This is a genomic window from Corallococcus sp. CA049B (assembly GCF_003611685.1).
In the GTDB taxonomy this organism is placed as follows: Bacteria; Myxococcota; Myxococcia; order Myxococcales; family Myxococcaceae; genus Corallococcus; species Corallococcus coralloides.
In genome coordinates this window covers 3,492-28,301 of sequence record NZ_RAWC01000074.1, presented here as the reverse complement: position 1 = coordinate 28,301, position 24,810 = coordinate 3,492, and the positions used below count along the sequence as shown (strand labels likewise).

Genomic DNA, 24,810 nt, shown 5'->3' with positions numbered 1-24,810 from the left:
GCTCGCGGGCATCCTCACGGCGATGGCGTCCGGCGTGCGCGCGGCCTGCTCCGCGAACAGCGCGGGCACGGAGGCGTCACGTGGATACTCCGTCGCGGTGTCGTTCCAGGTGGAGAGCACCTGGTGCCGCTCCTCGGGCGTCAGCAGCGGCAGGCGCGTGAGCGGCACCCCTGGCGAAGCCACCGCGGCTTCGAGCAGCACGTTCAAGTGCCGGGCCATCCCGGCCACGGTGCCGGGTGTGAACAGGGCGGTGTTGAAGTTGAGGCCTCCCGTGAAGCCCTCGGGCGCGCGGTGCAACAGCAGCTCCAGGTCGAAGCGGATGGCGCCCGGGTCGGCGTTCATCGGCTGGAACGTCAGTCCGGGCAGGGCCAGCGGCGGCAGCGGCGCGTTCTGCAGCGTGAAGGTGACCTGGAAGAACGGCGTGCGGGACGCGTCGCGTGCGGGGTGCAGCGCCTCGACGAGCTTCTCGAAGGGGAGGTCCTGGTGCTCGTAGGCGCCCAGGGTGGTGTCCCGCACACGCGTCAGCAGGGAGTTGAAGGTGTCGTCCTCGCGCAGCCGGGTGCGCAGGACGACGGTGTTGGCGAAGTAGCCGATGAGCGCCTCGGATTCGGCGTGGCGGCGGCCCGCGATGGGCGAGCCCACCAGCACGTCGTCCTGGCCGGCGTAGCGGCCGAGCAGCACCTGGAACGCGGCCAGCAGCGCCATGTACGGCGTGGCGCCCTCGCGCTTCGCCAGCGCCTCCAGGGCTTCGCTGGTAGCCCGTGGGAGGGTGAAGGGCATCAGGGCGCCCTGGAAGGTCTGCCGGGCCGGACGCGGATGGTCCGTGGGAAGCTCCAGGTGCGACGGCGCGCCCTCCAGCTGCCGCCGCCAGTAGCCGAGCTGCGCGTCCAGCACCGCGCCCTGCAACCAGTCGCGTTGCCACAGCGCGTGGTCAGCGTACTGCACTGGCAGCTCGGGCAGCGGGGAGGGGAGGTTGCGAGAGAGCGCGGCGTAGAGCGTGCCCATCTCGTGCACCAGGACGCCGGTGGACCAGCCGTCGGAGATGATGTGGTGCAGATTCAGCACCAGCACGTGCTCCGTGGACGACAGCTTCAGCAAAAGGGCCCGGAGGAGGGGGCCCTGCTCCAGGTCGAACGGGGCGCGCGCCTCGTCGCGGGCGAGCCTGGTGGCTTCGGCGCGGCGCTGCTCCAGGTCCGGGACGGCGGTGAGGTCCACCTGCCGAATGGGTAGCGGGCCGGGAGCGTGGATGACCTGCTCCGGGGCTCCTTCGAACTCGCGGAACGTGGTGCGCAGGACTTCATGCCGGCGCACCAGCCGGTCGAAGCTCCGCTGGAGCGCGCCGAGGTCCAGTGTGCCTTCCAGCCGGAGCGAGAACGGCATGTTGTAGGCCGCGTCCGCGGTGCCCAGTTGATGGATGAACCACAGCCGCTGCTGCGCGAACGACAGCGGCAGCACCGCGGGCCGCACGCCACGGGTCAACGGCGTGAGGCCGGTGGGCTCGGCCTTCCGCGGCTCGGGCGGCGTGGGCGCCACGGCTCCGGACGGAGTGATGCGCCGGGCGAGCGCCTCCACGGTGGGGGCTTCGAACAGCGTGCGCAGCGGCACCTCCTGGCCCAGGCGAGCCCGCACGCGCGCGGCCACCTGGGTCGCGAGCAGCGAGTGTCCACCCAGTTCAAAGAAGCTGTCCCGCACGCCGACCCGCGCGATGCCGAGCACCTGCGCGAAGATCTCCGCCAGGGCGCGCTCGGTGTCGTCGCGCGGGGCGATGGGCTCCGCGCGTCCGGCGGTGGGCGCGTCCGGTGCGGGCAGGGCCTTGCGGTCCACCTTGCCGCTGGACGTGAGCGGCAGGGCGTCCAGGCGGACGATGGCGGAGGGCACCATGTACTCGGGCAGCCGCGAGTGCAGGAACGTGCGCAGTCCGGCCGTGTCGAGCGTCCCGCCGTCGATGCTGACGTAGGCGACGAGGCGCGGGCCTCCCGTGCTCTCCTGGCGCACGACGGCCACGGTGTCACGCACGCCGGGCCAGGACTGGATCGCGGCTTCGATGTCACCTGGTTCGATGCGGAAGCCACGCAGCTTGACCTGGAAGTCCGCGCGGCCCAGGTACTCCAGCGTGCCGTCGGTGCGCCACCGGGCGAGGTCGCCCGTGCGGTACAGCCGGGCGCCGGGCGTGTCGCTGAAGGCGTCGGGGAGGAACCGCTCGGCGGTGAGGGTGGGGCGGCGCCAGTAGCCCCGGCCTACCTGCACGCCACCGATGAACAGCTCTCCCGGGATGCCCACGGGCACCGGTTGGCCGTGGGCATCCAGGACGTACAGGCTCGTGTTGGCCACGGGCTGGCCAATGGGGATGACTCGCAGGGCTTCGTCGCGCGGGCACTCCCAGGACGTCACGTCCACGGCGGCCTCGGTGGGGCCGTAGAGGTTGTGCAGCGTGGTGTGCGGCAGGCGCGCCTGGGCATGGAGCACCAGGTCCGCGGGCAGGGCTTCGCCGCTGCACATCAGCTGGCGCAGGCGCGGCAGGGACTCCAGGCCGGGCTCCTCCACGAAGGCGCGCAGCATGGACGGCACGAAGTGCGTGGTCGTCACGGCCTCGCGCGCCATCAGGGCCACCAGATAGTCCGACTCCTGGTGTCCGCCGGGCCGCGCGAGCACCAGCCGCGCGCCCGTCATCAGGGGCCAGAAGAACTCCCAGACGGACACGTCGAAGCTGAACGGCGTCTTCTGCAGCACCGTGTCCGACGGCGTCAGGCTGTAGCGCCCCTGCATCCAGCGCAGGCGGTTGACGACGCCCACGTGCGCGTTCATCGCGCCCTTGGGACGGCCCGTGCTGCCCGACGTGAAGATGACGTAGGCAAGGGAGTCCTCACCGGCGAGCGGCGGAGGCCGGACGGTGGGCTCGCGCACGATGGCCTCCCACTGGGTGTCGAGCGCGATGACGTGCGCGGCATGCGGAGGCAGCGCGGCGCGGATGCGCTCCTGCACCAGGAGCACGGGCGCGGCCGTGTCCTCCAACATCCCGGCGAGCCGTTCCGCGGGCGTGGCCGGATCCAACGGGACGTAGGCCGCGCCGGACTTCAGGACGCCCAGGAGGGCAACCACCATCTCCAGCGAGCGCTCCATGCAGACGCCCACCAGGGTCTCCGGACCCGCGCCGTGCGCACGCAGGTGGTGCGCGAGCTGATTGGCCCGGACTTCGAGCTGCGCGTACGTGAGGCGCTGGTCCTCGAACTGGAGCGCGAGGGCCTCCGGCGTGCGTCCGGCCTGGGCCTCGAAGAGGCCGTGGAGCGTGGTGCCAGTGGGGAAGTCCACGCGCGTGTCGTTCCATCCGCGCAGCACCTGCTCGCGCGCGGCCGGTGTGAGCAGCGACAGGGTGGAGACCTGTGCGTCCGGTGCGACGACGACCGCCTTCGCCAGCACGAACAGGTGCTCCGCCATGCGCTCCAGGGTCGCGGCGTCGAAGAGGGCGGTGGCGTACTCCAGGCGGCAGCGCAGGCCGTCGCGCTGCTCCCAGACCTCCAGGGACAGGTCGAACTTGGACGTCGTCACCGGCACGTCCACGCCGCCAATCTGGAGCCCGGCACCCCCGGCCGTCTGGGCCTCGGGCACGTTGATGACGTTGAGGACGGTCTGGAACACCGGCGTGCGGCTCAGGTCGCGAGGCACCTGGAGCACGTCCACCAGCTGCTCGAAGGGCATGTCCTGGCGCGCGTAGCCGCCCAGGGCCTGCTGCTTCACCCGCGAGAGGAGCTCCCGGAACCCCGGTGCCCCGTCGAGCCTCGCGCGGAAGGCGAGCGTGTTGACGAAGCAGCCCAGCAGCCCTTCCACCTCGGGGCGCGAGCGGCCCGCGATGGGCGTGCCCACCGCGAAGTCGTCCTGTCCGGAGGTGCGGGAGAGCAGCACCTGGAACAAGGCCATCAGGACCATGAAGGACGTGGCGCCTTCACGGCGGCCCAGCGCGAGGAGCGGCTCGGACAGCTCGCGCGGCAGGTGGAAGGCGTGCGCGGCGCCCGCGTAGGACTGCGCGGCGGGGCGGGGCCGGTCGGTGGGCAGCTCCAGCGGCGGCGCGCCCTGGAGCAGGTCCTTCCACCAGCGGGCCTGTTCCTCCAGCACCGGCCCGGTCAGCCACGCGCGCTGCCACACGGCGTAGTCGGCGTACTGCACCGGCAGGGGCGGCAGGACGGAGGGAACACCCGCGCTGGCGCAGGCGTAGAGGACCGGAAGCTCGCGGCTGAGGACCAGGGCGCACCAGGCGTCGGAGACGACGTGGTGCAGGAGCAGGTGCAGGACGTGCGTGTCCGGAGCCAGCCGCAGCAGCAGCGCGCGAGCCACGGGGCCCGTGTCCAGGTGGAAGGGCGTGGCGGTGTACGCCTGGCAGCGGCGAAGCATGGCGGCCTCGCGTGCCTCGGCCGTGTCGCCGGGAACGTCCTCCGTCTCCAGGGGCAGGGGGCCGGTCGCGTGGATGACCTGCACGGCGCCGGTGTCACCCAGCGCGTACGTGGTGCGCAGGACCTCATGTCGTTCCACGAGCGACTGGAGCGCCGTCTGGAGCGCCGTGACATCCAGCGCCCCCGTGAGCCGGAAGATGATCGCGTTGTTGTAGGCGGTGCTCTCCGGCTCCAGCTCCTGGAGGTACCAGAGGCGCTGCTGCGCGAACGACAGCGGCAACGGCCGGTCGCGCGGTGCACGCGGGATCGCCTGGAGCGCACCGGCTGCGCTGGGAGTCTCGGCTTTCACGGTCGCGGCCGAAGGGCTCGGAGCGGCAGGAGTCGCGGGGCGCGGTGCGGGCTGCTTGAAGGCCGGGAGGTTCACGGCCTCGACACGACCATCGGCGCGCAGGCGCACGGCGCGGCCCGTGCGGTAGAGGCTCGCGGAGCCACTCCGCGGATGGGGCACCAACCTGTGCGGCGCCTCGCCCGTCGCCCTCCAAAGGGCGGCAGGCAGACCCGCGCCCGACAGGGCCAGCTCTCCGACGACGCCCGCGGGCACGGGCGCCCCGGCCGCGTCCAGCACCCAGACGTCCAGGCCCGGAGGCAGCTTCTCCTCCGGTGCTCGCGGCAGCAGGCCTCCATTCCGGGCCTCCCCCGCGAGCAGCACGTCGCCGCCCGCCGTCCGCTGGAGCGCGGACGCCAGCTCCGCGGACGCGTTCTCCAGGACCCATGCCCCCACCGGGGCCAGGGCCTCGCGCGCTCCCGGGAGGTCCGTCAACGCGCGGGCCAGCCGTGCCGTGGTGTTCACCAGCACCGCGCCCGACTGCTTCGCCAGGGACAGCACCTCCGCCGCATCCGTCTCCTGCTCGCCGCGCACGCGCCGCGAGTGCGACGCCGCATCGGCGGCCACGGCCTCGCGCGCCCTGGCCAGTCGCTGGAGTCCTTCCAGGACGACCGGCGTCTCCAGGCCGAAGTCGATGAGGCACGTCACCTCGTCCACATCCGAGGCCCGCACCTCGCGCAGCCGCTGGATGCCGCTCTCCACCGTGCCGATGAGGCCGGTGCCCTTCGCGTGGTGCTCGAAGGTGTGCTCCAGCAGCGCGTCGATGTCCTCGCGGGACACCTTGGCGATCTCCCCCTGATACCCCTGCGCGGCGAGCAGCGACGTGGTGATGTCCGCCGAGCTCCGGAAGTACCCCAGCAGCGGCTTGCGCACCCGCCGGAGGACCTCCGCCTCGTCGTCACCCAGGTACGTGTGCAGCATGCAGGTGATGTGGCCCCGGCCCGGGTGGCCGTTGCGGCGCCACGCCTCGCGGTAGAGGGCCACCTTCGGCTTCAATTCCTCCAGCGAGTGGGCGAAGAGGCCCGTGAGCACGCCCGCGCCCAGCTCGCCCGCGAGCCGGAACGTCTCCGGGTTCGCGGTGGCGGTGAGCCACACGGGCAGCTCGCGCTGCACCGGCTTGGGGCGCAGGCCCACCTCCACGGTGACGCCGTTGCCACCCGGACGCCGCAGCCGGTCTCCCCGCCACAGGCCTCGCAGCGTCTCCAGATGGCGCAGCAGGATGTCGCGCCGGTCGGCGTAGTTCCCGGGCGCGAAGACGAAGTCCTGCACGTGCCAGCCCGTGGCCACCGACACGTCGACGCGGCCCTGCGACAGGTTGTCCACCACGGCCCACTGCTCCGCGACGAGCAGCGGATCATGCAGCGGCAACACGACGCTGCCGGAGCGCAGGCGCAGGTGCTTCGTGACGGACGCGAGCGCGGCGGAGACCACCGCGGGCTGCGGGTAGATGCCGCCGAACGAGTGGAAGTGCCGCTCGGGTGTCCAGATGGCGGAGAAGCCGTGCGCGTCCGCGAACTTCGCGCCCTCCATCAGCAGCTCGTACTTGGGCCCGGTGAGCGAGTCCTCGTCATTGGCGAAGTACGACAGGCTCAGCTGAAGCGGACGCGCTGCCGCCTCGTCCGAGGAGCCCCGGCGCGACGCGGTGGCCTCGGAGGGGAACAGCACGCGCAGGCCGCGCGACAGGGCCCAGAGGGCTTCCAGCTCCGGCTTCTCGGGCGCGGGTTCGGAGGCGGCGAGCCAGGTGGTGCCCGGTGATGGACGCAGCCGCGCATCCAGGCCCGCGAAGAAGCCCGTGAGCGACGTGTGACTCAACGCCCACGCGGGCTGGCCCGCACCCATGGGCAGGAGCCACGCCAGGGACTCCGGCGAAGGAAGCGGCGGCGCCTCCGGCACCGTCAACGGCGACGCGCCTCCCAGCACCTCTTCGACGTGCAGGACGCGTGAGGACTCCAGGCGTGCCGAAGTGAAGAGCCCGCGCCAGGTGATGAGCCGGGGCACGACGCTGCCTTCCACGGCATACACTGCCAGCGAGTCCAGCTCCGAGGGCCCGAGCGCCACCGGCGCGCCTCCTGCCTCCAGGACACCCCAGAGCGCGGCCAGCTTCTCCGGCGACGCACGGAGGCAGAGCGCCACGGGCTCACCCGGCCGGTGTCCCTGCTCCCGCAGCGTCAACGCGAGCCTCCTCGCGCGCGAGGCCAGCTCCCGCCAGGTCCAGGTCCGCCCGGCCTGCTCCACGGCGACGGCGTCCGGCTGCCGCAGCGCGTGTGCGCGCAGGCGTGCGGGCAGGACGGGGGCCTGCGTGACGGGCGGTGGCGCGGGCCACGCGCGACGTTCGGCGTCGGTGGCCAGCGGCAGGCGGGAGAGGCGCTCCTCGGGCCGGGCCAGCGCCGCGCCGAGCAGCACCTGGAGGTGCTCCAGCATCCGCCGCGCTGAGGAGGCGTCGAACAGCTCCGTCGCGTACTCCAGCGCGCCGTGGATGCGGCCGGGTTCCTCGGTGAGGATGAGCGTCAGGTCCGACAGCGTGGCGCCCCACTGCACGGGCGTGCCCGGGACTTCGATGAAGGTGCCCTTGGCTCCGACGGCCGCCAGCGCGTCGCCGCCCATCTCCAGGTTCGAGTGGTAGACGAACACCGTGTCCGTCATGCGCTCCCGGCCGATGTCGCGCCCGGGGACGAGCTGTTCGACGAGCATCTCGAAGGGCACGTCCGGCCGCGACTGCACGTCGGTGACCTCGCGTCGCACGCGGTGCAGCAGCTCGCGGAAGCTCGGGTCATCTCCCACGTGGGTGCGGAACGCGGCCGAGTGCGCCACGTAGCCGATGAGCGGCAGCAGCTCCGGTCGCGTGCGGTTGCCAATGGGCGTGCCGACGATGAGGTCCGCCTGCCCGGTGTAGCGGTGCAGGAGCGCGTTCCACGCGGCGAGCACCGTCATGTACGACGTGAAGCCCTCGCCGCGTCCGAAGGCGACGAGCGCCTCGGCGAGCTCCGGCGGGAAGTCCAGCACCATGCGCTCGGAGGTGAGCGGGCAGCTCGCGGGCCGGGGCCGGTCCGTGGGGATGCCGAGCTGCTTCGGCATGCCGGCCAGGCGCTGGCGCCACCACTGGTCCTGTTCGGGGAAGCGCGCCTCCGCGAGCGACTGCCGCTGCCACGCGCCGAAGTCCGCGTACTGCACGGGCAGGGGCGCCAGCGGGGACGGCCGGCCCTGGATGAAGGCGGCGTAGAGCTGGCCCACCTCCTGGAGGAAGAGGGACGTGGAGAGCGTGTCGCAGACGATGTGATGGATGGCGCAGACCAGCAGGTGCAGGTCCGCGCGCAGGCGCACGAGCGTGGTGCGCAGCACGGGGCCTCGCACCAGATCGAAGGGGCGCGCGGCGTCCTCGCGGGCGATGCGGAGCGCGGCCTCCTCGCGTTCCCCGGGCGAGCCTTCCACCTCCACGATGGGAAGCGGGATGCGCACGTGGGGATGGAAGCGCTGCACGGGCCGGCCGTCCACGGCGTCGTAGGTGGTGCGCAGGGCCTCGTGGCGCTGGACGACCTCCTGGATGGCCCGCTCCAGGATGGCGGCGTCGGCGGGGCCTTCCAGGCGCAGGACAAAGGGAATCGTGTACGCGGACAGGCCGGGGAGGTGCTGCTCCAGGCGCCAGACGCGCTCCTGCACGAAGGACAAGGGCAGCGGCTCCGTCCGCGAGCGGGGGACGAGCGGCAGCTCGCGCGTGGGCTCCTGGGCGGGGGCCTGTTGGAGCAGCGGTTCGATGCGGGACGCGAGCCCCGCGACGGTGGGCGCTTCGAAGAGGGCCGCCAGCGGCACCTGGACGTGGAAGGTGTCACGGAGCTGATTGAGCAGCTGTGCGGCCATCAGCGAGTTGCCGCCCAGCTCCAGGAAGTTGTCGTCGCGTCCGACGAAGTCCACGCCCAGGCGCTGACGCCATAGCGTGGCGATGCGGACCTCCACGTCACCGCGAGGCGCGTCCTCACGGCCCCCTGGAAGCGGGAGGGCAGGGAGCTCCATGGACTGAGGCGTCACCGCTGCGCTCGTGCTCGCGGGCAATGCGGAGGACACGCCGGCCTTGTCGGTGTGAGCGCGCGAAGCCTGGGACGACGCGAGCGTACCGGTGGAGGCGTTCACCTGTGCCTGCATTGGAGGAGGCATCGCGTACGTGTCGGCCTGGCTCGCCGTCGCGTGAGCACGGACGGGCGGTGCGGAGGCCGGAGGGAGTCCGCTGACCGGGTCGGTGCGAGGCGCGGATGCGGTCACCACGGGCGTAGGCGTAGCGCCCTGTCCCGCGGCTCCCGTCTCGATGGCCGCACTGTCCTGAGTGCGAGGCTCCACCCAGCAGCGCTTGCGCAGGAACTGGTACGTCGGCAGGTGCACGCGGCGGCGCTGCTCGTGGGCATAGAACGCGGTCCAGTCCACCTCCAGGCCCTGCGTCCACAGCTCGCCCACGCACTGGAGCAACCCCGACTGCTCCGTCGTCGCACCGCCCCGGCGCAGCGACGCGAGCGCCTTCACTCGCTCCCGGTCCTCACCCAGGCACGCGCGGATCAGCGGGGTGAGGTCCTGGCCGGGCCCCACCTCCAGCAGCACGCTGCACCCTTCCTCCAGCAGGGTCCCCACCGCGTCCGTGAACCGCACGGGCTGCCGCATCTGCGTGGCCCAGTACTCCGGCGAGGCCAGCTCGCCCGGACGCGCCAGCGCCCCCGTGAGGCTGGAGACGTAACGCACGGAAGGATCGTTCCGCTGGAGCGCACCCACCGCGCGCGCCAGCTCCGCCATCAACGGCTCCACGTCCGCCGAGTGGAACGCATGACCCGACGGCATGCGCACCGCGCCCGCCTTGCGCTGCTGCAACACCGCCTGGAGGCGCTCCACCTCGTCCACGGGCCCGGAGACGACACACCGGTCCGGCGCGTTGATCGCCGCGAGCGTCAGCCGTCCGGACAGCAGCAGCCGGACCTCCGCCGCCGGCAGCGCCACGCCGAGCATCGCGCCCGGAGGCAGCCGGTGCATCAGCTCGCCTCGGACCACGGCCAGCCGCAGCGCATCCGGCAGCGAGAGCACACCCGCGACACATGCGGCGGCGTACTCACCGAAGCTGTGTCCCAGCACGGCGTGAGGGACGATGCCCCACGCCTGCCACAGCCGAGCCAGCGCCACCTGCACCGTGAACAGGGCCGGCAGCGCGCCCCGGGTGTCGGAGAGCATCGCGGACGCCTCGGCCTCCTGGCCCGGTCCCGGCCGCAGCAGCAGCTCCACCCGCGAGCGCAGCGGCGCATCCAGCAGCTCCAGGCACGCATCCACCTGCGCGCGGAACGCGGGCACGGACGCATCCAGCTCCCGGCCCATGCCCACCTGCTGCGAGCCCTGACCGGAGAACACGAACGCCACCCGCTTGCGGCGCGCCCCCTCCACGTCCTTCAAGCGCGAGGGCGTGGCCGGCTTGCGAAGCTGCTTCGCCAGATCCGCCGCGTCCCGGGCGACCACCGCTCTCCGGTACTCGAAGGCCCGGCGTCCCACCGCCTGCGTGTACGCGGAGTCCGCGAACGCCACGTCATCCCCCGCGACCTCCACCGAGAACCGGGCCGACAACGCCTCCAGCGACTCCGGCGAGCGCGCAGACAGCACGCGCAACGCGAGCTGCTTCGCCGCCGCCTCCAAGGCCTCCGGCGAACGCGCGGACAGGATCTGATCCGCCAGCTTCAACGACGCGGCCTCCAGCGCCTCCGGAGACCGGGCCGCCAGCACGTGCGACGCCAGCGCCAGCGCTCCTGCCTCCAGGGACTCTGGCGAGCGCGCCGACAATACGAACAGCTGGTGCGAACGCGCAGTGGGCCCGCTCCGGACAACGGGCGCCTCCTCCAGCACGGCGTGCGCATTCGTCCCGCCCACGCCAAACGAGCTCACCGCCGCGCGCCGGGGCGTCTTCCCCCGAGGCCAGGGCCGCAGGCGCGTGTTGACGAAGAACGGCCCCGCGTCGAAGTCGATCCGCGGGTTCGGCGACTCGAAGTGGAGGCTGGGAGGAATCTCCTCCTCGCGCAGCGACAGCGCGACCTTGATGAGCCCCGCGAGCCCCGCCACCGTGTCCAGGTGGCCCACGTTCGTCTTGAGCGACGCCAGGGGGATGGTGCCCCGGTGCTCGGGCCCCAGGCCGTAGGCGCGCTGGAGCGCCGCGACCTCGATGGGGTCACCCAGCGGGGTCGCCGTCCCGTGAGCCTCCACGTAGCCGATGTCACCCGCCGCCACGCCCGAGCGGCGCAGCGCCTGCGTGATGACGGTCGCCTGCCCCTGCACGCTGGGCGCCGTGAAGCCGGACTTGTCGCGCCCGTCGTTGTTGACGGCGGTGGCTCGGATGACGGCGTGGATGGGGTCTCCGTCGCGGACCGCGTCTTCCAGCCGCTTGAGCACCACGGCCGCCACGCCGCTGCCGGAGACGGTGCCCTTGCCCTTCGCATCGAAGGCGCGGCAGTGACCGTCCGGGGAGTAGATCATCCCCTCCTGGTGCACGTAGCCGGTGCGCTGGGGCACGGACAGCCGCGTCGCGCCCGCGAGCGCCACGTCCGACAGGCCGGACAGCAGGTTCTGACACGCGACGTGCACCGTCACGAGCCCCGTGGAGCACGCCGTGTACACGAGCATGCTCTCGCCGGTGAGCCCCAGCTTGTAGGACACCTTCGTCGGCAGGCTCTGGTAGGTCGCGGTGCCGTACAGCTCGAAGAACGCCGCCGAGTCCAACGGCAGGTGCCGCTGCACCTCGCTCGCGTAGCCGGACTCGTTCGCGCCCGCGAAGAGGGAGATGACGCCCGGGAAGCGCGCGGGGTCGAGGCCCGCGTCCTCCAGCGCCGCCCACGCGCACTGGAGGAACATCCGCTGCTGCGGATCCGTCCACTGCGCCTCGCGCAGCGACATGTCGAAGAACGCGGGATCGAACTGATCGATGTCCGCGAGCACGCCCTGCGCGGGCACGAACCCCGGGTGCTGGGTCAGCGACACGCCCGGAGGCAGGCCGGGCATCGCCTCCAGTTCCTCGGGAGTGAAGCGCGAGATGGACTCCACGCCTTCACGCAGGTTGCGCCAGAACTCCTCCACCGACGCGGCGGCAGGGAAGCGCCCGGACATGCCGATGATGGCGATGGCGTTCGACGGCAGCGCTGGCGTTCGCTCCGTCGCGGCCTCTGACGGCATGGGCGTGGAGGCGGAGCTGGAAGGCATGGGCGTGGGAGCCGGAGCGGAAGCAGGCGTGGATGGCACGGACGCGACGGGCTCCACGGGTGCCGTGGAGTCAGGGACCGCGGGCGCTACGGGGGGCGGCGTGGGCGCGAGGCTGGAGCACGCGGGCAGGCCTTCGCGCTCCAGCCGCCGGGCCAATCCGTGGACCGTCGGGTGTTCGAACAGCCAGACCACGGGCACGTCGCGCTGGAGCGCCTCGTGCAACCGGCTGGCGACGCGGACCACGGTGAGCGACGTGCCGCCCAGGTCCTCGAAGAAGTGATCGTGGACGCCGACGCTCCGGGCGCCCAGCTCCCGCGCCCAGATGGCGGCGAGCTGTTCCTCCAGCGGATCCGCGGGCTCCACGAACCGCCCCTTGCGAGCACTCGCCGCGACGTCCGGCGCGGGCAGGGCCTGGCGGTCCAGCTTGCCGGTGGCGGTGAGGGGCAGCACGGGCAGCGGGACGACCGCGGCCGGGACCATGTACTCGGGCAGCCGCTGTCGCAGGTGTTCGCGCAGCGCCTGGACGTCCAGCGCGCCGGCCACCACGTAGGCCACGAGCCGCTTGTCGCCGGGCACGTCCTCGCGCACGAGCACGGCCGCGTCGGTGAGGGCGGGCCAGTCCCGGAGGGCGGCCTCGACCTCGGACAGCTCGATGCGGTAGCCGCGCACCTTCACCTGAGTGTCGATGCGGCCCAGGAACTCCAGGCGCCCGTCCGCGCGCCAGCGCACCCGGTCTCCCGTGCGGTACACGCGCTCTCCGGGCGTGGTGGCGAAGGGGTGGGGGATGAAGCGCTCGGCCGTGAGGTCCGGGCGGGAGAGGTAGCCCCGCGCGAGCCCGTCTCCACCGATGAGCAGCTCCCCCGGCACACCCACGGGCACCGGCCGCAGCGCGCCGTCCACCACGAACGTCCGGGTGTTCGGCAACGGAGGTCCAATGGGGATCGATTCGCCCGGGACGTCCTCGGGGCGCTCCATGCGGAAGCAGCAGGTGAAGACGGTGGCCTCGGTGGGGCCGTAGCCGTTGACCACCGGGAGCCCCAGCGTCTCCACCACGCGGCGCGTGTGCGTGGGGGACAGGACGTCCCCGCCGACGAAGAGCTGCCGCAGTCCGCGCAGCACTTCGTGCTTCACGTCCACCACCTGCGCGAACAATCCCGCGGACAGGTAGAGCGACGTGACGCCGTGACGGCGGATGAGCTGGCCCAGCAGCTCCAGGTCCGTGGGCGGCTGCGGCGGAAACACCACGAGCCTGCCGCCGGACAGCAGCGGCCCCCACAGCTCCAACGTCGACGCGTCGAAGGACAGCGGCGCCATCAGCAGGAACGTCTCGTCCGGAGTGAAGCGGGCCCAGGGGGCACCGTGCAGGAGCCGCAGCACGCCCCGGTGCTCCACGGCGACGCCCTTGGGGCGTCCGGTGCTGCCGGAGGTGAAGTCCACATACGCGAGGTTCCGCGAGGACAGCGCCACGTCCGGAGCCGTGGAGGGCTGTTCCTCCAGGCGCGTCTCCTCCACGAAGACGCAAGGCACTGCCTCCGCGACGGGCAGCGACGCCCTCAGCGCGCGGGTGGTGACGAGCAGTCGCGGCGGCGCGTCCTCCAGCATGAGGGCCAGGCGCCGCGCGGGATACGCGGCATCCAGGGGGACATAGGCCCCGCCCGCCTTGAGGATGGCCAGGAGCGTAACGACGAGCTCCGCCGAGCGCTCCAGGCACACCGCCACCAGCGCATCCGGCCCCACGCCGTGCGAGCGCAGCACCCAGGCCAGCGCATTCGCCCGCGCATCGAGCCGCGAATACGTCAGCCGCGCGTCACCCGCTTCCAGCGCGAGGGCCTCCGGACGCTGCGCGACCTGGAGCGCGAAGCGTTCCACGAGGTTCGACTCACGCGGGTAGTCCACGCCGGTGGCGTTCCAGTCCGTGAGCACCTGTTGGCGCTCCTCGGGCGTGAGCCACTCCACCTGGGCCAGGGGAAGGTCTGGAGCGGCGACGACAGCGTCCAGCAACGTGCGCAGGTGGCCGGCCAGCCGCTCCACGGTGGGGCGCTCGAAGAGGTCCGTGCTGTATTCGATGACGCCGCGCAGGCCGTCCGGCGCCTCATGCAGCAACAGGCCCAGGTCGAAGCGGGCCGTGGCGTTGTCCACCTGCACGGGGCGCAGCGTGAGCCCCGGCGCCTTCAACTCGCCGGTGGGCGCGTTCTGGAGCGCGAACACCGCCTGCACCAGCGGGTTGCGGCTCAGGTCGCGAGCCACGTGCAGCTCCTCCACCAGCTTCTCGAACGGCAGGTCCTGGTGCTCGAAGGCGGCGAGCGCCGTGGCCCGGACCTGGGAGAGCAGCGCCCGGAACGAGTCCCCCGGACGCACGCGCCCGCGCAGCACCAGCGTGTTCACGAAGAAGCCGACCAGCCCCTCCAATTCCGCGCGGTCGCGGCCCGCGATGGGCGAGCCCACCAGCAGCTCCTCCTGCCGCGAGTACCGCGACAGCAGCACCTGCCACACCGCGAGCAGCGCCATGTACGGCGTCGCGCCTTCCGAGCGGCCCAACGCCACCAACCGCTCCACGCCCGCGGACGGAAGGTGCACGGGGAGCAGCGCCCCCTTCGTGGACTGGAGCGGCGGACGCGCCTTGTCCGTGGGCAGCTCCAGCACCTGGGGTGCCCCGGCGAGGTGCTGCTTCCACCACGACACCTCCCGCGCCAGCACGTCCCCCTGGAGCCACGAGCGCTGCCACACGGCGAAGTCCGCGGGCTGCACCGGCAGCGCCGGCAACGCGGGTGTCCGGCCCGAAGCGAAGGACTCGTAGGCGCCGGCCACCTCGCGGACGAGCACGCCGAGCGACCAACCATCGGAGACGATGTGGTGCATGCACAGGAGCAACAGGTGCTCCCTCGCGTCCAGGCGGAGCAGCCGCGTGCGCAGCACCGGTCCCCGGCCCAGGTCGAAGGGAAGGGCGGCCTCCTCCACGGCGCGCCGCTGGGCCTCGGCCTCGCGGGACTCCCGGGGCATGGGGGGCAGGTCGGTGACCGGCAGCTCCCAAGCACCCGCCGGGTGTACGTGCTGGACGGGCTGGCCCTCCTTCATCGCGAACGTGGTGCGCAGGGCCTCATGCCGGGAGACGACGAGCTCCAGGGCGCGGCGCAGCGCCTCCACGTCCAGCGCGCCGTCCAGCCGCAGCGCGGTGGCGAGGGTGTAGTGACTGCCGCCCGGGCGGAGCTGCTCCACCACCCACAGCCGCTGCTGCGCGTAGGACACCGGCAGGTCCCGCTCCCTCGACGTGGCGACGAGGGCCGGGATGCGCGGTCCTTCGACGCGCGCGAGGAGGTGGGCCTCCACCCGCTCCGTGAGCCGGGCGGCGGTGGGCGCATCGAAGATTGCGCGCAGCGGCAGCTCCACGCCGAAGGTCGAACGCAGCCGGGAGACGAGCTGCGTGGCCAGCAGCGAATGGCCCCCGATGACGAAGAAGTCATCGTGCAGACCCACCGACTCCAGGCGGAGCAGCTCCTGGAACAGCGTGGCGATGCGCTGCTGGAAGAGCGTCATCCGCTCCGGAGCCACCGGTCCGCCAGCGACCGAGCGCGCATCCGGAGCGGGCAGCGCCTTGCGGTCCACCTTGCCCACGGGCGTGAGCGGCAGCGCGCCCAGCGACACGAACGCGGAGGGCACCAGCGGCGCGGGAAGCCGCTCGGAGACGAAGGCGCGCAACGCCGCTGCCTCCACCGGAGCGCCCGGCACGAACCACGCCACGAGGCGATCCTCGATGACCTCCGCCACCGCGGTCTTCACCGAGGGGTGCTGGCGGAGGATGGCCTCCACCTCGCTCAGCTCGATGCGGAAGCCGCGCAGCTTCACCTGCGTGTCCATGCGGCCCAGGAAGTCCAACGTCCCATCCGCGAGCCAGCGCACCCGGTCGCCCGTGCGGTACAGCCGCGCACCGGGCACTGTGCCGAACGGTGACGGCACGAAGCGCTCCGCTGTCAGCTCGGGGCGCCCCAGGTAGCCCCGGGCCAGGCCGTCACCGCCCAGGTGCAGCTCGCCCGGGACGCCCACGGGCACGGGCTGCCCATACGCATCCAGCACGTACGTCTGGACGCGCGTCATCGGCCGTCCGATGGGCACCGACGTCGCGTGCTCTGGCAGATCCACGATGTCATGCGTGGTGACGCCCACGGTCGTCTCCGTGGGGCCGTACAGGTTCACCAGCCGGCCCGGAGGCCCCGCGCGCAGCACCGCACGAGCCGCGTCCGCGTTCGCGGCCTCACCGGCGTAGAGGACCGTGCGCATCGTGGCGAAGGCACCCGGCACTTCACGCGCCACGGTGTGGAACAGGGCCGTGGCGAACAGGGCCGTGGTGGCGCCCACCTCGCGCAGGGTGCGAGCCAGCTCCGCCGGAGCCAGCGTCACCTCACGCGGCAGGATGACGAGCCGCGCGCCGTTGAGCAGCGCGCCCCAGACCTCGAAGGTGGCCAGGTCGAACGAAGGCGTGCCCGCCTGCACCACGCAGTCATCCGGCCCGAGCTCGACGTAGTTCGTGTCCCGCACCAGGTGCACGATGGACTGGTGCGTGATGCCCACGCCCTTGGGCGTGCCCGTGGAGCCTGACGTGTAGAGCACGTAGGCCAGTTGCCCCGGCCGCACGGGGGCGTCCGCGGAGGCAGGTATCGGTTCCTGGCCGGCTTCTTCTACGCCCGGCTCCAGGCACACCGTGGGCAGGGAGTGCTCCGGAAGGGCGCCCAGCAAATCCTGCTGGCCCACCACCGCGGAGACGCCCGCGTCCTCGAACATGAACGCGATGCGCGAGCGCGGATAGGCGGGGTCCATGGGCACGTAGCAGCCGCCCGCCTCCAGGATGCCGAGCATCCCCACCACCAGCTCCAGGCCCCGCTCCACGCACAGCGCGACCCGTGCCTCCGGAGGGAGTCCGAAGGCGCGCAGGCGCCGGGCCAGCCGCCGCGCCCGCTCCGCCAGCGCCGCGTAGGTGAGCCCCCGGCCTTCGTGCTGGACGGCGACGGCGTCCGGAGCGCGGAGCACCTGGGCCGCGAACAGCTCCGGCACGGTATGGGGCGCGAGCGGACGCTGCGTGGCATTCCAGTCCACGAGCACGCGCTGGCGTTCCGCGCCGTCGAGCAGCGAATGCTCCCGCACGGGCGCATCCGGGCGGGCCGTGAGCGCGCCGAGCAGCGCCTGGAAGTGCGCCATCATCCGCGTGACGGTGGCGGGGTCGAAGAGGTCGGTGCTGAAGTTCAGGTCACCGCTGAACGCGCCGTCCCGTTCCTGGAGGCTGAAGTCCAGGTCGAACTTCGCGGTGGTGACTTCGCCGGCGCGCAGCTCCAGGCGGAGGCCGGGAAGATCCAGCGCGTCCACGGGAGCGTTCTGGAAGGTGAACGCCACCTGGAACAGCGGAGACCGGCTCAGGTCCCGAGCCCCCTGCATGCCCTCCACCAGCTTCTCGAAGGGCAGGTCCTGGTGCGAGTACGCCGCGAGCGTCGTCGCCTTCACCTGGGCCAGCAGCGCCCGGAACGAGGCCCGTGGATCAATGCGAGCACGCAGCACCAGCGTGTTCACGAAGAAGCCGATGAGGCCCTCCGTCTCCGCGCGGTTGCGGTTGGCGATGGCGGAGCCCACGAGCACGTCGTCCTGACCCGTGTAGCGCGACAGCAGCAACTGGAAGCCCGCGAGCAGCACCATGAACGGCGTGGCACCTCCCCGGGCCGCCAGCGCCTTCACCGCGCCGGACACGTCCGGGGACAGCGCCACGGGAAGCGACGCGCCCCGGAACGACTGTGAGACGGGGCGAGGCCGGTCGGTGGGCAGCTCCAGCGCGGTGGGCGCGCCGTCGAGTTCCCGCCGCCACCACTCCAGCTCCGCCTGGAGCGCGTCCCCCTGGAGCCACGAGCGCTGCCAGAGGGCGAAGTCCGCGTACTGGAGGGGCAGGGGAGGCAGCGCCGGGGACTGACCGGAAGCGAAGGCCCGGTACAGCGCGCCCAGCTCGCGAGCGAAGACGCCAATGGACCAACCGTCGGAGACGATGTGGTGCAGCGTGAGCAGCAGCCAGTGACGCCGTGAATCCAGCCGCAGCAACACGGCGCGCACCAGGGGCCCGGTGCCCAGGTTGAAGGGCCGCGCGGCCTCGGAGGCGGCGTGACGGTGCGCCTCGGCTTCACGGCGGTCCTCGGGAACGGACTCCAGCGAGACGACGGACAGCGTGAGCGTAGCTTCGGGATGGAGACGCTGGACCGGCGAGTCCCCGTCGGACACGAACGTGGTGCGCAGGACTTCATGGCGGCGCACCAGTGCCTGGAGGGACTGCTCCAGCGCCGAGGCCTCCAGCGCGCCATCGAGCACCAGGATGCCGGGCACGTTGTAGAAGGCGCTGCCCGGCTGGAGTTGATCCAGGAACCAGAGCCGCTGCTGCGCGTAGGACAGCGGCACGGGACCGGAGCGCGGCACGGCCACGAGCGGCGGCGTCCCCGGCCGGGAGTCCTCCCGGGAGCGCAGGGCCGCCACACGGACTGCGAGCGTCTCCACCGTGGGCGCGGCGAAGAGGTCGCCCAGGGGCAGCTCCACCCCCAGCGTCGAGCGCACGCGCGACACCACCTGCGTGGCCAGCAGGGAGTGGCCCCCCAGGTCGAAGAAGTCATCGTGGATGCCCACGCGAGGAAGGTGCAGCACCTCCGCGAAGAGGGCGGCGAGCCGCTCCTCCACCGCGTCGCGGGGCGCGACGAACGTGTCCGCCGAAGCCGCGGGGGCCTCGGGAGCGGGGAGCGCGGAGCGGTCCAGCTTGCCGTTGGCGTTGAGGGGCAGGGTGTCCAGCACCACGAAGGCGCTGGGGATCAGGTAGTCGGGGAGCCGCAGCTGGAGCTCCGGGCGCAGCGCCCTGCCGTCCAGTGCCTCACCGACGACGTAGGCCACCAGCCGCTTGTCTCCGGCGACGTCCTCGCGCACCACTGCCACGGCTTCGTGCACGCCCGGCAGTCCGCGCAGGGCCGCTTCGATTTCACCCGGTTCGATGCGGAAGCCGCGCAGCTTCACCTGGAAGTCGGTGCGCCCCAGGAAGTCCAACGTGCCGTCCGCGCGCCAGCGCGTCCTGTCGCCGGTGCGGTAGAGCCGAGCCCCCGGCGTCGTGCTGAACGGGTGGGGCACGAAGCGTTCGGCGGTGAGCGCGGGCTGGTGGAGGTAGCCCCACGCCAGCCCCTCGCCGCCGACGTACAGCTCTCCCGGCATGCCAGGGGGCACGGGCCGCAGCGCCAGATCCAGCACGTAGGCGGTGGAGTGGGGCAGTGGACGCCCGATGGGGACGGCGCTCTCCACGGCATCGCCCGCATGCATCCGGTGCGTGGCGGAGAAGGTGGTGTTCTCGGTGGGGCCGTAGCCGTTGATCAACACCGTGCCCGGACGCAGCCGCGCCAGGTGTTCCCGCACGCGGGACGCCGGGAGCACGTCGCCTCCCGCCAGCACCTGCGACACGGAGGCGAGGGCCTCCGGATGGTGCACGGCCATCTGTTCGAAGAGGGCGGCCGTGAGCCACAGCGTGGTGACGCGGTGCCCTCTCAGCACCTCCGCGATGCGCGCGAGGGACAGCTCCCCCGGAGGCGCGAGCACGAGCCGGGCCCCATGCAGCAACGCGCCCCAGACTTCGAGCGTCGAAGCATCGAACGCGGCCGGCGCGAGCTGGAGGAAGACCTCCTCCGGGCCGAAGCGCATGAAGCCGGTGTCCACCACCAGCCGCGACACGGCGCGGTGCGGAACGCAGACGCCCTTGGGCGTCCCGGTCGAACCCGAGGTGAAGAGGACATAGGCCAACCGGTCCCCTGTCGCGCGAGGCTCCGCTGGAGCTGTCTCCGGACGCGAAGCCAGCCGGGACGCGTCCGCATCCAGCAGCACCAGCGGCGTCATCAACGACGGCAGCTCATCCGCGAGCGCCTCCCGCGTGATCACCATCCCCGCCCCGGACTGCTCCAGCAGGAGGGACCAGCGCTCGGGCGGAGCATTCAGGTCGATGGGGACATAAGCCGCTCCAGTCTTGAGCACCGCCAGCAGCGAGACGATGAGGTCCGGCGAGCGCGGCAACAGCACTGCCACGCGGCTGCCCTCGGAGATGCCAGAGGCGCGAAGGTGGTGGGCGAGCTGGTTCGCCCGCGCATCGAGCCGCGCGTACGTCAGGCTTCCGGACTCGGACACGAGCGCCACCGCGTCCGGCGCCCGGGCGACCTGTTCCGCGAAGCGGGCCGGGATGGACCGTGCGGAGAAGTCCTGCACGGCGGAGACCCCGCTCCAGTCCTCCAGCACCTGACGCCGCACTCCGGCGGGCATCAGCGGCAGCCGCGCCACCGGGGCCTCCAGCTGTCCGGGAAGCGCCTCCAGCAACGTGGCGTAGCCCTGCATCAACCCCTGGAGGAAGGCCGGGTCGAAGAGGTCGGTGTTGTAGTGGAGGCTGCCGCTGAAGCCGTCCGCTGACTCCTCCAGGATGAGGCTGAAGTCGTACTTCGACGGCGTGAAGGGAGGAGGCAGCTCGCGCAGCGTGAGGTCCGGCAGCCGCCACTCCGCAGCCGGCGCGTTCTGGAGGGTGAGGGTGACCTGGAAGAACGGCGTGTGGCTCAGGTCGCGTGCGGGCTGGAGCTCCTCCACCAGCTTCTCGAAGGGAACATCCTGGTGCTCGAAGGCGCCGAGCGTCGAGGCGCGCACCTGGGCCAGCAGCGTCCGGAACGAAGCGCGAGGGTCGATGCGCGCACGCATCACCAGCGTGTTGACGAAGAAGCCAATCAAGCCCTCCGTCTCCGAACGGGTGCGGCCCGCGACCGGAGCGCCCACGCTGACGTCGTCCTGTCCGGCGTACCGGGACAGCAGCAGCTGGTACGCGGCCAGCAGCACCATGAAGGGGGTGGCCCCAGTCTGCCTCGCCACGGCATGCACGCCGTCCGTCAGCTCCCGGGACAGCCGCACCGCGAGCGAGTCTCCCGAGAACGTCTGCACCGCCGGACGAGGCCGGTCCGTGGGAAGCATCAGGAGCGGAGGCGCACCCGCGAGCTGCTCCCGCCACCACGCAAGCTGCGAGTTGAGCACCTCGCCCTGAAGCCAGGAGCGCTGCCACGCGGCGAAGTCGGCGTACTGGATGGGAAGTGGCGGAAGCGAAGGACGCTGGCCGGAAGCAAAGGCCCGATAGAGGGTGACCAGCTCGCGAACGAGCACCCCCGTGGACCAGCCGTCCGAAGCGATGTGATGCGTGAGGACGAGCAGCACGTGCCGCGTCTCCTCCAGCCGCACGAGCACCGCGCGGAAGATCGGGCCCCGAGCCAGGTCGAAGGGCCGCTGCGCCTGCGCGGCGACGAAGTCCCGCAGCGGCGAGTCCTCCAGGTGCACGAGTTCGAACGGGCATGCACCAGGGGCCTCGATGCGCTGAACCGGCCCATGGGCTCCGGAGGCGAACGTGGTGCGCAGCACCTCATGACGCTCGACGAGCGCGTCCAGGGCCTGCCGCAGCGCGGGGACATGGAGCGCGCCTTCGAGCAGGACGGTCCCGGGCAGGTTGTACGCAACGCCCCCGGGCTGCAGCTGCTCCAGGAACCACAGGCGCTGCTGCGCGAAGGACAGCGCGAGCTCGCCCTCCCGGCCCACGGGCCGCAAGAGCGGCGCCTGGGGGCCCTCGCTCCGGCCCTGCGTCTCCTCCAGCGCCGAAGCCAGGGCCGCGAGCGTGGGCGCCTTGAAGACCGCGCGCAGGGGCAGCTCCACCTGCAACGCCGCCCGGATGCGCGAAAGGAGCTGCGTGGCGAGCAGCGAATGCCCTCCCAGCGCGAAGAAGTCATCGTGCACGCCCACGCGCTCCACGCGCAGCAGCTCCGCCCAGAGCGAAGCCAGCCGCTCCTCCAGGGGCGTGCGCGGCGCGACGTACTCCGGAGCCGCCCCCGACACGATGCCGGGCACGGGCAGCGCCCTGCGGTCGACCTTGCCGCTGGACGTCAGGGGCAGGGCCTCCAGCGAGGCGAAGGCACCGGGCACCATGTACTCGGGAAGCTTCTCGGAGAGGAACGCCCGGAGGGCCTCCGTCTCCGGTACGTCCGTCCCTCCGACGAGATACGCCACCAGCCGCGTGTCGCTCGCCGTGACGCCCGCGAGCGCCACGACGACGGCCTGCCGCACGGACGGGTGCTGCTCCAGCGCGGCCTCGATCTCTCCCAGCTCGATGCGCAGTCCGCGCACCTTCACCTGGAAGTCGGTCCGGCCCAGGTACTCGATGGCGCCATCCGGCAGCCACCGGGCGAGGTCCCCCGTGCGGTACAGCCGGGCCCCGGGCTGGTCACTGAACGCGTCCGGGATGAAGCGCTCCGCGGTCAGCTCCGCGCGACCCAGATACCCGCGGCCCACCTGGACGCCGCCGATGAACAGCTCCCCGGGAACACCCTGGGGCACCGGCCGCAGCGACGCGTCCAGCAGCCGGATCGCCGTATTCGCCACCGGATACCCGATGGGCACGGAGCGCCCCAGCGCGCCCCGCACGCACTCATACGCGGTGACCTCCACCGCGGCTTCGGTGGGGCCATAGAGGTTGTGCAGCCGGGCGTGGGGCAGCCGCGCCAGGCACCGTTCGGCCAGCTCCAGCGGCAGCGCTTCACCGCTGCACACCACCTGGCGCAGCGACGCGCACTGCTCCAGGCCGGGGGCTTCCAGGAACGCCTGGAGCATGGACGGCACGAAGTGCGTGACGGTGATGCGCTCCCGGGCAATGAGGTCCGCCAGATAGTCCGGCTCCTGGTGTCCGCCGGGCCGAGCCACCACGAGCCGCGCGCCTGCCATCAGCGGCAGGAAGAACTCCCACACGGACACGTCGAAGCTGAAGGGCGTCTTCTGCAACACCGCATCGCCCGCTGAAAGCGGCAGCGCCCCCTGCATCCACAGGAGCCGGTTGACGATGCCCGAGTGCGCGTTCATCGCTCCCTTCGGCCGCCCCGTGCTGCCGGAGGTGAAGATGACGTACGCCAGCGCGTCCTCCGAGGCCACTGGAGGCGGCGTCCCGGACGGCTGCCGAGCCACCTCCGCCCACTGGGAATCCAGGCGGAGCACCGGCACGGCGTCCCCGATCGGCAGCCGCGCCACCAGCCGCTCCTGGATGAGCACCACCGCGGGCCGGGCATCCTCGAACATCCACGCGAGCCGCTGTGCGGGCAGGGACGGATCCAGCGGAACGTACGCACCTCCCGCCTTCAACGTCGCGAGCAGCGCCACCACCAGCTCCAGCGACCGCTCCAGCATCAACCCGACGCGAACCTCCGGCCCCACGCCCATGGACCGCAGGTGCCACGCGAGCTGGTTGGCCCGGGCATCCAGCTGCGCATAGGTGAGCGCCGTCTCGCCAAACGTGACGGCCACCGAATCCGGCGTGCGAGCCACCTGCGCTTCCACCCGCTGATACAGCAGTACGCCACGAGGAAACGCCTCCCGGGGCCCGCTCCACGCATGAAGCACGCGCTGCCGCTCGGCCGCGTCCAGGAGGGACAGCTCCGACAGGCCCGCATCCGGCCGGGAGACGGCGTCCTCCAGCAGGACGCGCAGGTGCCCCAGCAGCCGCACCATCGTGGCCTCATCGAAGAGTGCGGCGCGGTACTCGGCGGTGAGGCGCAGGCCGTCCGCCTGTTCGAAGGCGAAGAGGGTGAGGTCGAACTGCGCGAAGCCACTGTCCACCAGCTGCGCGTCCAGCGACAGCCCGGGCAGGTGCACGGTGGGAAGGGGCGTGTTCTGCAGGACGAACATCACCTGGAAGAACGGGGGCACGTCCAGGTGGCGCGGAGGCTGAAGCACCTCCACCAGCTTCTCGAAGGGCACGTCCTGGTGCGCGAAGGCCTCCACCGACGTCGCCTGCACGCGGCCCATGAGCGCGCGGAACGAGGGATCCCCCGCGAGCGACGTGCGCAGCGCGAGCGTGTTGACGAACAACCCGACCAGCGGCTCCAGCTCCGCGCGCGAGCGTCCCGCGACAGGCGTTCCGACCGTGAGGTCGTCCTGCGCGGAGTAGCGCAGGAGCAGTGCCTTGAAGCCCGCGAGCAATACGGTGAAGAGGGTGGTGCCTTCTTGCGCAGCCAGGGCCGCGAGCCGCTGCACCAACACGGCGGGCAGCATCGCGGACACGGTCGCCCCCCGGCTGTCCGCCTGTCCGGAGCGGGGCCGATCCGTTGGCAGCGACAGGACCGCCCGCGCATCCAGCCGCGAGCGCCACAGGGCGAGCGACGCCTCCAGTGCCTCCCCCTTCAACGCCTCCCGCTGCCACACGGAGAAGTCCGCGTACTGCAACGCCAGCGTGGGCAGCACCGGCGTCCCGCCCGAAGCCAGGGCCTCGTAGAGGACGCCCAGTTCGTGCACCAGCAGGCCCATGGACCAGCCGTCGGACACGGTGTGGTGCAGCGCGAGCAGCAACAGGTGCTCGGTGGGGGAGACAGCGAAGAGCACGGCGCGCAGCAGTGGCCCCTGCTCCAGGTCGAACGGCGCGCGAGCCTCCTCGTGCAGCCTGCGCCAGGCCTCCGCGGCATCCGTCACCGGCACCACGGGCAGGGGCACGTCCAGTTCGGGCGTGATGCGCTGCCACGGGCGTCCGTCGTGTTCCACGAAGGTGGTGCGCAGCACCGCGTGGCGGCGCACCACTTCGTTCAGGCTCCCCACCAGCGAGGGCACATCGAGCAGGCCCTCCAGGCGCACCGAAAAGAGCAGGTTCAATCCAGCCTGCCCGGGCGCCAGCCGCTCCTGGAACCACATGCGCTCCTGACCGAACGACGCGGGGACCCGCGACGTGGGGCGGCGCTTCTCGCGCAGCAGCTCCGCAAGCCGCGCGCGCTTCTGCTCAGGGGTGGAAGCCAT

General features: G+C 72.3%; 1 protein-coding gene (cut by a window edge). It reads right to left on the bottom strand.

The window, feature by feature from the left end; genetic code table 11:
* Positions 1 to 24,810 carry the 5' portion of a non-ribosomal peptide synthase/polyketide synthase gene (locus tag D7W82_RS18285; RefSeq protein ID WP_233587771.1) on the bottom strand. Its footprint begins 7,755 nt before the window's first position, so the window shows 24,810 of its 32,565 coding nt (coding positions 1–24,810); it begins with the start codon at positions 24,808 to 24,810; its stop codon lies off the left edge, out of view.